Source organism: Bacillus cereus group sp. BfR-BA-01311, from assembly GCF_022664295.1.
Classification (GTDB): Bacteria; Bacillota; Bacilli; order Bacillales; family Bacillaceae_G; genus Bacillus_A; species Bacillus_A cereus.
The window spans coordinates 65,007-78,505 of sequence record NZ_JAKUHC010000005.1; the positions used below are offsets into that span (position 1 = coordinate 65,007).

Consider the following 13,499-nt stretch of genomic DNA (forward strand, 5'->3'; position numbering starts at 1 on the left):
TGGAGAAAGACACTGCTTTGTAAGGGGCATATTTTATCATCTTGAGCAGAGAGGAGGATGCATAGCATATTGTAAAATATAGAGATAAACAATGAAAAAGTGCTATGCAAATAAAGAGCATGAAGGGACGTTTAAGGCCAGGTGATACGGTAGCAATTGGTTTAATGCTATTTGCATTATTTTTAGGAGCAGGAAATTTAATTTTTCCGCCAGTTTTAGGTCAACAAGCAGGAGAGAATGTTTGGATTGCTACAATAGGATTCCTTGTAACGGGAGTCGGATTACCCCTACTAGCTGTAACAGCTGTCGCGTTTGTAGAGGGGGACTTGAAAGCGCTATCTTCTAGAGTCCACCCTATATTTGCGTTTATTTTCCCATTGATTAGTTATTTAGCAATTGGACCATTTTTCGCGATTCCTCGTACTGGAGCTGTTTCGTTTGAAATGGGTATGAAGCCGTTTTTATCAGAGGCAATGGTTTCAGAGTGGTACATGCTATTTCTTTTCACGATAGTTTTCTTCGGAATAACGTGGTATTTATCATTAAATCCATCTAAATTAGTAGATTGGTTCGGAAAGTTTCTTACACCATTATTAGTATTAATTGTCGCTGTTATTGTCGGAAAGGCAATTATTGATCCAATTGGAGAGCCAGCTGCGCCGTTAGCTGCTTACAAAGAAAATGCTTTCTTTGGTGGATTTATTCAAGGATATTTAACGATGGATGCAATTAGCGCGCTCGTATTCGGAATTGTCGTTGTACAAGTTATCCGCTCTAAAGGGATAAAAGAGAGTAGTCAAATTGCAAAAATAACAGTAGTATCAGGTATTATTGCTGTACTTGGTTTAACGTTAATTTATTTATCACTTGCTTATCTTGGTTCAACAAGTACATCACTTGGTATCTCAGAAAACGGTGGCCTTATTTTAACGAATGTTGTAAATGAGCTATATGGGACGAGTGGTAAAATTTTATTAGGGCTTGTTATTATACTCGCTTGTTTAACAACTTCTGTTGGGTTAACATCTGCGTGTGCAGGTTTCTTTACAAACTTATTCCCAAAACTTTCGCATAAAACGATTGTAACAATGGTATGTGTATTTAGTTTAATTGTATCTAACCTAGGTTTAACACAATTAATCGCAGTAACATTACCTGTGTTAATGATCATTTATCCAGTTGCAATTGTATTAATCGTACTTTCGTATTTCCATAAGTGGATTGGGAAGCGTAATACAATTTATATTGGAGCTATTTTAGGTGCATTGTTAATTAGTTTCTTTAACGGTTTAGAAAGTGCGAAAATTAAAATTGACGCGATTTCTAATGTACTACAAATGTTACCGTTATATAACGAAGGAATCGGATGGTTAATTCCATCATGTATTGGCGGGATTCTCGGTTTCTTCTTCTATAAATCAAATGAATCAAGTGAATTACAAAAGAAAGGTGCTTAGGCACCTTTCTTTTTTTGAAGGGGATTTTTGTATTTTGTCTAAGTAATAACTTGGGAGGAATGATAAATGGCTAATTTTGAAGATTTTTTAAATTTGGATTTGAGAATTGGAACTGTAATACATGCAGAGGAATTTAAAGAAGCGAGAGTACCAGCGATTAAACTAGCAATAGATTTTGGAGAAATCGGGATAAAGCAGTCAAGTGCTCAAATTACGAAAAGGTATAGGCCAGAAGAGTTAATCGGTCAACAAATCGTTGCTGTTGTAAACTTTCCACCGAAGCGTGTAGCTGGATTCAAATCAGAAGTGCTTGTGCTTGGCGGCGTTCCTGAAGCTGATGATGTTGTGTTGCTTCAGCCTAATATGGAATTGCCAAATGGAACGAAAATTAGCTAGGGTGAAGGTAGGAACTAATATGGATATCGGACGAGAATATTTACAATGTGCGATTTCGAACTTTAAAGCAATAAAGAAACAAGGAGAACTGGCACTTTCTCAATTATCATATGAACAAATACAATGGTCTTCTCATGAAGAAACAAATAGTATAGCGATTATTATTAAGCATCTGCACGGTAATATGCGTTCTAGATGGACGGATTTTTTAACGTCTGATGGTGAAAAAACAGATCGTAATCGAGATGGTGAATTTGAGGGATGCTATCATTCAAAAGAAGAAGCCCTTATAGCTTGGCAAGAAGGATGGAAATATGTTTTTAATACGATAAATACTTTAACGCCGGAACACTTATTGAAGACGGTATACATTCGCGGTGAAGCACATACTGTCATGCAAGCAATTGAAAGGCAAATTTCTCATTATGCATTGCATATTGGTCAGATTATTTACATTGGGAAGATGTTAAAAGAAAATGAGTGGGAATGTTTAAGTATTCCGAGAGGTCAGTCTGCGCGTTATGTAGAGAAAAAACGTTCAACATAATAATAAGAAAGAAACCGATAAAAAATGGGAAAAAAGAAAGTCAGCCAAATAATAGATGGTTCTGTAATCATAAGAATACTGCCAAAAATAAGTCCATATATAATAAGAAAGAAATTGAAAAGTGTATTCACAGGGAGAAATCGTGAGATAAACACTTGCTGTCGTTTAAAACAATCACTGTGGAATAAATAAAAGCGGAAGTACCATGTGGCTGTAATAAGGTCTTTCTTTCTCACAATTCTTTTTTTGCATGTATGACAGATAAATGGTGGTTGCATTTCATTACGCTCCATTTTTTATTTTCATAATAATGTGAGACAAAAGTAGGTACAAAGTGTATGTTCCTATATACGCTCCTGCAATAAGGAAAAATGGATTCAGTAAAATTCCATGAATGCTCGTCATGAAAACTAAATCTTGTATTAAAACATCGTATATATAAATGGAAATAATTGTACCAAGTACATATAGTGCCAAGTACGCAGAAATATGTAGCACAATAGAGATTTTTGGTTGCTTAGCGGACAAATAAAAAATGAATGATAGAGCGATTGGTAATATTCCTATTAATAGCTTCAATTCATTTCACCTCATTAACAATATAGCCGAAATTTTAACGGTCTATTCTCTAGGGCTTGTACATAACTTGAAATAGAGAGGTGATAGTATGAATCGGGGCTTTTTTTTTATGAAGTTTACAAATATGCGTAAGTTAGTTTTATTTGTTATTACTACAGTGCTAGCGACTTTTTTTCTTATTAGTCTGATGGTAACCTCTATGAAAGAGACAAAGTCAACGTATTTATATAATTGGTTAAATGAGTTATCGATGAATGGTTACATGTATGTACTTGGAAAAGAGAATCATTATTTTACACAGGAGTATCGAAATTTGAATCAAGATTTTTCAATTTCTTCTTTTCTCTTTTCTATGGCTACAAATATTCGCTTTAATGATGTACGCAGTTTTGTCGGGAAAGAGCTCCCCGGGTTCGGTAAGTACGATACAGAAATTGTTATTGCAGGTGAGGGTACAAATTATTCTAACTTACCGATAGAGTCGAGTGTTCCTCTTGAAGAAGTAGTGAAGGAACGGACTAGTGGAACTGGACAAGCACCTAAACAAGATACGAATAAAGAGAAAAAAAAGCCGTCCCAAACGACTGGAAAGAGACAAGTTGCGTTTATTTATCATACACATAGCTGGGAATCTTATTTACCTTTACTTAACTTAACGAATGACCCGAATCCGAATAAAGCAACGAGTTCTGTATCGAATATTTCTATATTAGGAGACCGTTTCCGTGAACAACTAGAAGGTGAAGGGATTGGAGCTACTAACGATAAGAGTGATGTTGGTCAAAAGTTAATAAGTAAAGGTTTAAATAGTAATAGTTCGTATAAAATGTCACGAGAAATTGTGCAGCAAGCTATGGCTGGAAATAAAGATCTTCAATACTTTTTTGATTTGCATCGTGATAGTGCCCGAAAGAATGTAACGACAAAAACAATTGGAGATAAATCATATGCAAAGCTTGCATTTGTAGTAGGGAAAGGAAATAAAAACTATGAAAAAAACTTACAATTAGCGACAGCTTTACATGAGGCGATTAATAAGAAATATCCAGGAGTGAGTCGTGGGGTCATTCAAAAAGGGTTCCAGACAGGAAATGGAATCTATAATCAAGACCTATCAGGACAAGCGATATTAATAGAAGTTGGCGGTGTAGATAATACGGAGGAAGAATTGAATCGATCAATTGATGCACTTGCTAAAGCATTTGGTGAATATTTTTGGCAGGCAGAAAAAGTGAATGGATAAAGTGAAACGTGAATTAGCCAGGACATCTATCGATAATTATTAGCTCACTTCAATCTTGGAAAAACGTAAGTGTAATGCTTGCGTTTTTTCTTTGTAATGGTGAGATGTCACAGAATAGACATAATTTGTCGTTGTTATAGTAATATCGAAATTTGTCAATTTATAGTAGGAGATTTACAAAGGGATTTTCGAGAAAGTAGAGAAAATCTTTTTATAAGGAAAACTTTTTATTATGAAACTGGTAGGGTGATTGAAGTGATTAGAGAGATCGAAATAGAAGATGCAGCATCATTTTTACAATTAAGTAAGCAATTAGATGAAGAAACGAAGTTTATGTTATATGAACCAGGAGAAAGAAAAACTACAGCTGAGCAACAAGAAAAAATAATCGATCGATTTATAGAAAATGAATATGCAACAATATTTGTAGCAGTTGAAGATGAGAGGATAGTAGGTTTTATATTAGTGAATGGAAATAACATTCAAAGAAAGAGACATGTGGCAACCATTGTAATTGGTATTTTGCAAGAGTATAACGGGCGAGGTATTGGGACGAGATTGTTTAAAGAGGTTGAGAAGTGGGCAAAATTACATGATGTATGGCGTTTAGAATTAACAGTAATGGCCCACAATACAAGAGCTCAGACACTATATAAAAAAGCTGGATTTGAGAAAGAAGGTGTCAAAAAAGCTGCTCTATTATCGATGGAAAGTGCATCGATGAGTATGAAATGGCCAAATTATTAAAATAAGAGGTCGTTATATGAAAAAAAGATGGGCACTACTTGGTATTGTAGCTGCAATAATTATTGTTGGAGTAGCAGGAATCAATTATAAAATGTATAAGGATAAGCAGGCGCGGGAAGTAAGTGTAAATAGCATATTTCCAAAAGCGAAAGAAACGATTGCTAATATGGATGGGGATATTGCGGTAATTAATAATCCGAATTCAATGCTTGTACTTGTGAATAAAAGTAGGCGTTTACCAGATGGGTATAGACCGCCAGATTTAGTTATTCCGAAAGTGCGCTATTCTAGTGAAGGTGATCAAGAAAAGAAAAAGATGAGAAAAGAGGCAGCGAGGGCGCTTGAGGATATGTTTCAGCAGGCTGACAACGAGCATATTTTCCTTTTTGCAGTTTCTGGATTTAGATCCTTTGATCGACAAAAAGCATTAAATACGATGTATAAAAAACAAGATGGGGAAGCAAAAACAGCAATGTCTAGCGCGGTTCCTGGCACAAGTGAGCATCAAACTGGATTAGCTATGGATATTACGTCTCAATCTGCTAAATTTCAGTTAGAGACGGTTTTTGGGGAAACGAAAGAAGGTCAGTGGCTTTCTGAAAATGCCCATAAATTTGGTTTTGTGATTCGATACACAAAAGCGAAAGAAACGATTACGGGCTATCGGTATGAACCATGGCACGTAAGGTATGTGGGAAATCCACAAGCTACATATTTGTATGATAATCAACTGACGCTTGAAGAAGTAACAGAGTAAATGATTGAGGGGAGAGACGTATAATGACGATGTTATATAAGAAAAAAGTACATGCATATATTACAAGAGAAAAAGAGGGGGTTATGCAATTACTTGTTTTTAAACATCGTGATATACATGAAGCTGGTATTCAAGTGCCAGGAGGAACGGTTGATGAAGGTGAAACGTTAGAAGCGGCTATATTGCGTGAAGTACAGGAAGAATCCGGATTGCGTCATTTATGCATAGAACGTTTTTTAGCAGATTACATTATACATATGAAAGAAAAACAGGAATATGAAAAACGCCACTTTTTCCATGTTACTTTACTAACAGATGTAAAGGATACTTGGGAATATATTGTAAGTGCTGGTGAGGAAGATAAAGGATTAGTATTTTGCTACGAATGGGTTGATATTGCAAAATGCCCTGAATTAGCTGGGAAACAAGGTGAGTTTTTATATTTGTTAGATGAAGTATATGCCCAGTAATGTAAGAGTCTGAAGCGAAGGTTAATCCGTTTCAGACTTTTTTTATTTTTCGGGAAATTAAAGGTGTTTAAATAAGGAAATTGAATTTCTTTAAAGGGATATTAATTTAGGATGTGTTGAGGTGAAAAATTGAAAAAGTAAGGGTTATACGCTAAAAAAGTTCATATAAGGGAGAATATAAATGGAAATTCAGTTTAATCCAATCTTAAAAAAGGAATTAACAATTCAAGATATTCAAAATGAAATGGAATCTGGAAAGCTAACTTCAAAAGAGCTAGTAATGTATTATCTCTATAGAATCGCAAAGTATGATCAAGATGGACCGAAAATTAATTCAATTTTAGAAATCAATCCAGATGCTATTTTTATTGCAGAAGCGTTAGATTATGAAAGAAAGACAAGAGGCGTAAGGGGACCATTGCATGGAATACCTGTTTTGCTTAAGGATAATATTGAAACGAATGACTCCATGCATACAAGTGCAGGTACAATAGCTCTAGAACAAAATATAAGCAGTGAAGATGCATTTCTCGTTACTAAACTGCGAGAAGCAGGGACAGTGATAATTGGAAAAACGAATATGACAGAATTAGCAAATGCAATGTCTTTTGAAATGTGGGCTGGATATAGTGCAAGAGGTGGTCAAACAATCAATCCATACGGAACGGGCAAGGACCATATGTTTGTTGGCGGATCTAGTACAGGATCTGCGATAGCAGTTGCCGCTAACTTTACAGTAGTATCTGTTGGGACAGAAACCGATGCTTCTATTTTGAGCCCCGCTGTTCAAAATTCTGTAGTAGGTATTAAACCGACTGTTGGTTTAATTAGTCGTAGAGGAATTATTCCATTTACTTATTCGCAAGATACAGCTGGACCGTTTGCTAGAACGGTAACAGATGCTGCTATTTTGCTAGGGAGTTTAACTGGAGTGGATGAGAAAGATGTAGTTACTCGAAAAAGTGAAAATAGGGCATATCGGGATTATACATCTTACCTTGATGCAAATGGTTTAAATGGAGCGAAGATTGGTGTGTTTAACGATGCACCAAAAGATTATTACGAAAATGGTGAGTATGATGAAATCTTGTTTAAGGAAACGATCCAAGTATTACGTAATGAAGGAGCGACAGTAGTAGAAAATATTGATATTCCTTCTTTTCATAGAGAATGGAGTTGGGGGGTTCCGCTTTATGAACTGAAGCACAGTTTAGATAACTATCTTTCTAAATTACCTTCTACTATTCCGGTACATTCTATTTCGCAGTTAATGGAGTTTAATAAAAACATAGCAGAAAGAGCTTTAAAATATGGACAAACTAAGTTAGAGGGAAGAAAAGATTTTCCTAATACGTTACGAAATCCAGAGTATTTAAATGCGAGATTAGAAGATATATATTTTTCTCAAGAACAAGGCATTGATTTTGCATTGGAAAAATATAATCTTGATGCGATACTGTTTCCTTCCTATATAGGTTCTACTATATGTGCGAAAGCGGGTTATCCGTCTATAGCAATACCAGCAGGGTATATGGAAAGCGGGAGACCTTTTGGAATTACCATTGCAAGCACTGCCTTTAGTGAAGGGATATTAATTAAATTAGCTTATGCTTTTGAACAAGCGACAAAGCATAGAAAAATCCCCAACTTATCATGAATAGAATAAACAAAGAGGACAGGAATCCCTGTCCTTTTTGTTTTAGTGATTAAAGTGAAATATCGTTCTGCTCTGTCTTATGATATTTTAATAAACTAAAAGATAAACAAGCGGAACATAAAATAAGAATAGAAGCGATGATATAAATTGTACGAACACCGAACATATCAGTAATAATGCCAACACTAAGCATAGATAGTCCAGAGGCTGTTGAAAGAAGTGCGCCATGTGCGGTATACATTTTTGATAATAAAGCAGGGGCGACACTTGATTGTAAAACAGTCGTTTGGGAAATATCTCTAATTTGATAACATGGTCCCATTAGAACACATAGAAAAAGCGCAATAAATCCGCTGCTTGTCATACCATATAAAAATGTAAGAATGCTAAATATAAGAGAGCCAATCGACATAGATCGTATTAAATTGTTTTGAATATAGGAACTCATTTTCCATGCCAATAGACCACCAATTAACGTGCCAACATAATAACTTGTATTAATATATCCCCACCATTCTTCGCCTTTATGAAGGATAGTCGTAACGTATGCCATCGTAATAGCACCAATCCATATTGTCCCTGCGAAAGTTTCAATTAAGTCCATATATGTAACGGTACGGAGGGAAGGATTTTGAAATAGGAGTTTCCACCCTTCCAATAAAACAGTACTTTTGGAAGAGGGGGAATCTGCTATTCTTTCAGTATGTATGGAACGTAATGAAAAATGTAATGCAATGCATCCGAAAATCATCAAAATGTTATTAATCATGAGTGTAGAAGTAGCGCCAATGAGAAGAACGACAATACTCGTAAATGAATAAGCAACGGCTTGCACAATTTGTGTTGAAAAGGAAAAGATACTATTTACTTTTACTAATTTTTCTTTCGGTGTAAGGTGCGGAAGAATACCGTATAATAATGGAGCACTCCACCCACTACATAATGAAATGACAAAAATAAAAGTTAATAGAGCTATAATGTTTGTGGATGAGACCGGGAACAAAATCATTAATAATAGTAAAAAGACTGTTTTCAGCCATTGGAGCATATATAACAACGTATAAGATGGAAAACGATTTATTATAAGTGGTGCAGAGATGTTAGCAATTAAATTTGTGATAACTTGTAATAATGGAAAAAGAGCAGTAATAGTAGCTGATTTAGTTGCTATATAAATATGAGTTGTAATAATCATTACATATACGATGTCAGCGAGAGTAATGCATATTTTGGAACCTAAATAGTAGATTAGTGACAGGTTTCTCAATAAGAATATCACCTCTATAAAAAATAGTATTTAGTAATTAGAATAATTATAATTTAAAAATTAAAATTTTTAAAGAATTTAATTTTTTGTCACTTTTTGAAAGGGATTTTCATGTATAATGAAGAATATATTGATATAGTATTATATTAATGATCATTGTAACAGTGAATATGTACAATAGCTTGTAGCAAACGCCCAAGTGTAAGAAAGGGCGGATAAACCATTCTTTTCTTCATATACATATAGAAAATGAGAAAGAAAGTGAGGGTTGCATATGGCTGCTTGGGTAATTTGGTTTATAATAGCTGGTATTTTATTTATCGCGGAAATGTTGTCGATTACATTTTACATGCTTTGGCTTGGAATTGGAGCTGTTGTCGGAGGTCTTATTGCTTTGTTTGCTCCTGATGCACTACTGTTACAAGTTACTGTTGGTGCAATTGTAAGTTTAACTTTGACATTCTTTACGAAAAGAATTTCAAAAAACTTTCGAGAAGCAAAAGGTTTTACTGATACAGTAGATATGCTTGTTGGTAAAAGAGGGATTGTTATGCAAGCGATTACAAATGAAGCGAATGGTATTGTGAAGGTGGATGGAGATACTTGGACAGCTATTGCAGATTCTTCAATTGATGCTGGAGAAAAAGTCGTTGTTATAAAGAGGCATAGTACTATATTACAAGTGAAAAAGGAGAGTGAATAAATATGGTAGCATTAACGTTAACGATTATATTCGCACTAATTGTAGTTACATTTATCGCATTAACAATTAAAATTATTCCTCAGCAAAAAGTTGGGGTAGTTGAAAGATTTGGTAAGTTTCAACGTATAATGCACCCAGGGTTAAATATTTTAATACCAATTGTAGATCGTGTTCGTGTATATCATGACTTACGCATTCAACAAACGAATGTACCACCGCAAAAGGTAATTACGAAAGATAATGTTCAAGTAGAAATTGATACAATTATTTTCTATCAAATTGTTGAACCAGAACTTGCGACATATGGTATTTCAAACTATGAATATGGTGTTCGTAATATTACTTCAGCAACGATGCGTCAAATCATCGGTAAAATGGAACTGGATGAAACGTTATCTGGTCGTGAAAAAATTTCAACAGAAATCCGCTTAGCGCTTGATGAAGCAACAGAAAAATGGGGCGTACGTATTGAACGTGTCGAAGTTGTTGATATTAACCCGCCAAAAGATGTGCAAGCATCAATGGAAAAACAAATGAAGGCTGAGCGTAATAAACGTGCGATTATTTTAGAAGCTGAAGCAGCAAAACAAGATAAAGTCCTTCGCGCTGAAGGAGAAAAGCAAAGTAAAATCTTGATGGCTGAAGGGGATAAAGAAGCACGTATTCGCGAAGCTGAAGGTATAAAAGAAGCAAAAGAATTAGAAGCACAAGGGGAAGCACGAGCAATTGAAGAAATTGCAAAAGCAGAACAAAATCGTATTGAATTGCTTCGTGAAGCGAATTTGGATGAGCGTATACTTGCTTACAAATCATTTGAGTCATTAGCTGAAGTTGCAAAAGGACCAGCAAATAAAGTCTTTATTCCGTCTAATGCAATTGAAACACTTGGTACTCTTGGGGCAATTGGAGAAATATTTAAAGAAAAACAAGCGAAGAAACTACCTTCAAATGATACAGGAAAAGAACAATAAAAGTGAGGAAGAGAAATGGTATACCATTTCTCTTTTTTTTGTGCGTATATTCTGAAAAGCTTGTACATATCCATGTATAAAGAAGGTGATGCAGTGAAAAAGTATGCAACTCGAATACATGGGAAGAAGCTGATTTCGTTACTCCTTTTATATGCGCTAATAGTAATTATGATAGCGTCGATTTTGACGTCATTTTTACATACAATGAAATCGAATTATGCAAATCAATGGTTTGGAAAAGTATCGATGCAAGGTTTTGTTCAAATGATAGAAAGTGAGAATCGCTATTACGGATTTGATTATTTTAAGAAGAATAAAAGAGAGTCAGTTGGGAATTTAATGTTCTCTATCGCGACAGATTTGAAAATTAAAGATTTAAGAACATTCGTCGGTAAAGAAGTACCTGGTATGTCAAAGTATTATTCTAATATTATCGTAGCTGGGGAAGGGACAAACTTGACAAATATCCCAAATGAATCTAGTGTACCGATTGAAGAAGTAACGAAAGAACGGGAAATAGCAAAAGATAAAGTTACAGAAGCGGAAAAGAATAATCCGGTTCAGAAAAAGAACGGAGCGAAAAAAGGTGAAAGTGCAGTATATATTTATCATACACATAGCTGGGAATCCTTCTTTCCATTATTACCAGGGGCAACTGATCCATCTAGCCCAGATGTAAATGTGTCTTTACTAGGGAAACGTATGAAAGAGCAACTTGAAGGACAAGGAATTCCGGTAGTTCATGATAAAACGAATATGGGTGATTTATTAGCGAGTAAAAAGTGGGTATGGTATCAGTCATATAAAGCGTCTCATGAATATGTAAAAGAAGCATTAGCACAAAATAATAAAATTGCGTTTCCGATTGATATACACCGTGACGATCAGCGTAAGAAAGTAACAACAAAAGTAATTAACGGAAAATCGTATGCAAGATTATATTTTATAATTGGGATGGAAAATGAAGGCCGTGCTGAAAATGAAAAAATTGCAAGAGCGATCAATAGTTATTTAGATGAAAACTATTACGGATTAAGTAGAGGGATTTTTCCAAAGTATAAAAAAGATGGAAATGGCGTTTATAACCAAGATTTATCGAAAAATGCGATGTTAATTGAAGTTGGTGGTGTTGATAATACGTTAGATGAATTATATAACACAATTGATGTGTTAACAGAAGCGTTTAGTAAATATTATTGGAATGATGCGGAAAAAGTGAATGGATGAGGGACGGGAGACCGTTCCTTTTTTATTTTGGAATCTTAAAATGTGATATAATGGAATTTTATGAATGTTAAATAAAGGGAGAGAGAAACATGCAAATACTACTAATACGCCACGGAGAATCAGAAGCTGATATTTTACATGTGCATGAAGGTCGAGCTGATTTTGAGTTAACTGACAAAGGGAGACAACAAGTACAAAGACTTGTACAGAAAGTGAAAAAAGATTTTGCACCAGATTTCATTTGGGCAAGCACATTAAAACGCGCTCGTGAAACGGGTGAAACATTAGCAGAAGCAATTGGTTGTCCAATTCAATTAGAAGAGGAATTAATGGAGTTTAATAATGGAGTGCAAGCAGGCTTATCATTTGAAGAAGCAAAGAAATATCCAGAGCCAAAGTTTCTTCATGATCGTTTTGAAAACGGGGAATCGTTTATTGAGTTTCGAATGAGAATAGAAGGAATCTTTTCTAAAATCTTGACAGAGAATACATATGACCGAATTGCAATTGTTGCCCATGGGGGCGTAATTAATAGTCTATTACGTGCATTTTTCAAAATGCCAATTTCAATGGACTACTATTTCAAAATGGGAGATACGGGAATAAGTTTAATTGAAATTGAGGGTGAACAAAAAACGGTGCATTTCATTAATGATACGAATCATTTGGACGGGATGTAAAGACTTATGTACAAAATTGTATTTTTCGATGTTGACGGTACGTTATTAAGTGAGATTGATAGAAGCATGCACGAAAGTACAAAAGAAGCGGTACAAAGATTAATAGATAAAGGAATTCACGTAGTTGTTACAACTGGAAGACCATATAGTTTATGCTCACAATTTAAGGAACTAGGTATAAATACGTTTATTTCAGCAAATGGTGCACATATAAAATGTGGGAAAGAAGTTATACATAAATCAGTACTTTCAAGCGAAATCGTTCATGATATTTCAAATTTTGCTGAATTACATGGTCACAGTGTTTCTTACTTTACAGAAGAATTTGCAATGAATAATATTGCTTCCAAAGATGAACGTGTCATGCGAGCGTTAAATGAAACCTTAAATTTAGAGCAGTATCCTGACAAAGATAGAAACTTATCAGATGAGATGTATTGCATATGTCTGTATGCTGATGATACAGAAGCTCAAAAATTCATTGAAAGATATCCAGCACTTACGTTTGAGCGTTTTCATGGTTACGTTATAAATGTATTGGAAGATAGTAAAGTATCGAAGCTAACTGCAATTCAAAAAGTATTGGAACATTTAAACATTAGTAAATTAGAAGCCATTGCTTTTGGCGATGGTGGAAATGATATTGAGATGTTGCAGTATGTAGGATTAGGAGTTGCGATGGGAAATGGTGGAGAGGAGTTGAAGAGAAGGGCTGATTTCGTTACAACGAAGGCGAGTGAAGGCGGAATTTCTTATGCCTTAAAGAAGTTGCGCATTATTTAAAACTAATAGTTAGTC

The 13,499-nt window shown here is 34.9% G+C and carries 15 protein-coding genes and 1 pseudogene; 13 read left to right on the plus strand and 3 right to left on the minus strand.

All coding sequences use genetic code 11. The features are described 5' to 3' along the window. Nucleotides 1–119: 119 nt before the first annotated feature. The 3 genes from brnQ4 to MR136_RS13495 all read left to right on the plus strand — a co-directional run bounded on the left by brnQ4 (nt 120) and on the right by MR136_RS13495 (nt 2,400). Complete coding sequence (brnQ4, locus tag MR136_RS13485) at nt 120–1,457, plus strand: branched-chain amino acid transport system II carrier protein BrnQ4 (RefSeq protein WP_011110049.1); 1,338 nt, start codon at nt 120–122, stop codon at nt 1,455–1,457. A gap of 66 nt (nt 1,458–1,523) precedes the next feature. Further along, nucleotides 1,524–1,853 (plus strand): chaperone CsaA, encoded by a 330-nt coding sequence (gene csaA / locus MR136_RS13490; RefSeq protein WP_001263014.1) that lies wholly within the window; start codon nt 1,524–1,526, stop codon nt 1,851–1,853. Then, nucleotides 1,834–2,400, plus strand: coding sequence for a DUF1572 domain-containing protein (locus MR136_RS13495; RefSeq protein ID WP_242259465.1), 567 nt, complete (start codon nt 1,834–1,836; stop codon nt 2,398–2,400). Before csaA ends, MR136_RS13495 begins: the two co-directional genes overlap by 20 nt. Here MR136_RS13495 and MR136_RS13500 read toward each other — a convergent pair. Together MR136_RS13500 and MR136_RS13505 are read right to left on the minus strand one after the other, a co-directional pair. Beyond that, nucleotides 2,373–2,678 carry a hypothetical protein gene (locus MR136_RS13500; protein ID WP_002164560.1) on the minus strand — a complete coding sequence of 102 codons (306 nt, stop codon included), beginning with the start codon at nt 2,676–2,678 and terminating at the stop codon, nt 2,373–2,375. The genes MR136_RS13495 and MR136_RS13500 overlap by 28 nt on opposite strands. Nucleotides 2,679–2,682: 4 nt before the next feature. Next, the gene (locus MR136_RS13505) at nt 2,683–2,979 is read right to left on the minus strand and encodes a hypothetical protein (RefSeq protein WP_242259466.1); all 297 of its coding nucleotides are present in this window, start codon (nt 2,977–2,979) and stop codon (nt 2,683–2,685) included. Nucleotides 2,980–3,067: 88 nt separating this feature from the next. On the opposite strand from MR136_RS13505, the gene spoIIP (MR136_RS13510) reads away from it, so the two are divergent. From spoIIP (MR136_RS13510) to MR136_RS13530, 5 genes and pseudogenes are all read left to right on the plus strand, one after another. After that, complete coding sequence (gene spoIIP / locus MR136_RS13510) at nt 3,068–4,222, plus strand: stage II sporulation protein P (protein WP_242259467.1); 1,155 nt, start codon at nt 3,068–3,070, stop codon at nt 4,220–4,222. A gap of 255 nt (nt 4,223–4,477) precedes the next feature. Further along, nucleotides 4,478–4,974: pseudogene (locus tag MR136_RS13515) on the plus strand (GNAT family N-acetyltransferase). Nucleotides 4,975–4,985: 11 nt separating this feature from the next. Beyond that, entirely contained in the window at nt 4,986–5,726 is a 741-nt protein-coding gene (locus tag MR136_RS13520) for a M15 family metallopeptidase (RefSeq protein ID WP_088351431.1), read from the plus strand. 23 nt (nt 5,727–5,749) lie between these two features. After that, nucleotides 5,750–6,196, plus strand: a complete 447-nt coding sequence (locus tag MR136_RS13525) for an NUDIX hydrolase (RefSeq protein ID WP_088351432.1) — start codon at nt 5,750–5,752, stop codon at nt 6,194–6,196. Between the two features lie 181 nt (nt 6,197–6,377). Further along, nucleotides 6,378–7,853, plus strand: coding sequence for an amidase family protein (locus tag MR136_RS13530; protein ID WP_242259468.1), 1,476 nt, complete (start codon nt 6,378–6,380; stop codon nt 7,851–7,853). 49 nt (nt 7,854–7,902) lie between these two features. Here MR136_RS13530 and MR136_RS13535 read toward each other — a convergent pair whose 3' ends face one another. Continuing rightward, complete coding sequence (locus MR136_RS13535) at nt 7,903–9,120, minus strand: MFS transporter (RefSeq protein WP_242259469.1); 1,218 nt, start codon at nt 9,118–9,120, stop codon at nt 7,903–7,905. A 274-nt stretch (nt 9,121–9,394) separates the two neighbouring features. On the opposite strand from MR136_RS13535, the gene MR136_RS13540 reads away from it, so the two are divergent. From MR136_RS13540 to MR136_RS13560, 5 genes are all read left to right on the plus strand, one after another. After that, nucleotides 9,395–9,823, plus strand: coding sequence for an NfeD family protein (locus tag MR136_RS13540; protein ID WP_000741976.1), 429 nt, complete (start codon nt 9,395–9,397; stop codon nt 9,821–9,823). A 2-nt stretch (nt 9,824–9,825) separates the two neighbouring features. Further along, on the plus strand, nt 9,826–10,794 hold the full coding sequence (locus MR136_RS13545; protein ID WP_000226252.1) for an SPFH domain-containing protein: 969 nt from the start codon (nt 9,826–9,828) through the stop codon (nt 10,792–10,794). A 15-nt stretch (nt 10,795–10,809) separates the two neighbouring features. Next, on the plus strand, nt 10,810–12,021 hold the full coding sequence (gene spoIIP / locus MR136_RS13550) for a stage II sporulation protein P (protein WP_319006068.1): 1,212 nt from the start codon (nt 10,810–10,812) through the stop codon (nt 12,019–12,021). Nucleotides 12,022–12,110: 89 nt separating this feature from the next. Then, nucleotides 12,111–12,701, plus strand: a complete 591-nt coding sequence (locus MR136_RS13555; RefSeq protein WP_001166435.1) for a histidine phosphatase family protein — start codon at nt 12,111–12,113, stop codon at nt 12,699–12,701. 6 nt (nt 12,702–12,707) lie between these two features. Continuing rightward, on the plus strand, nt 12,708–13,484 hold the full coding sequence (locus MR136_RS13560) for a Cof-type HAD-IIB family hydrolase (protein WP_242259470.1): 777 nt from the start codon (nt 12,708–12,710) through the stop codon (nt 13,482–13,484). Nucleotides 13,485–13,499: the final 15 nt, after the last annotated feature.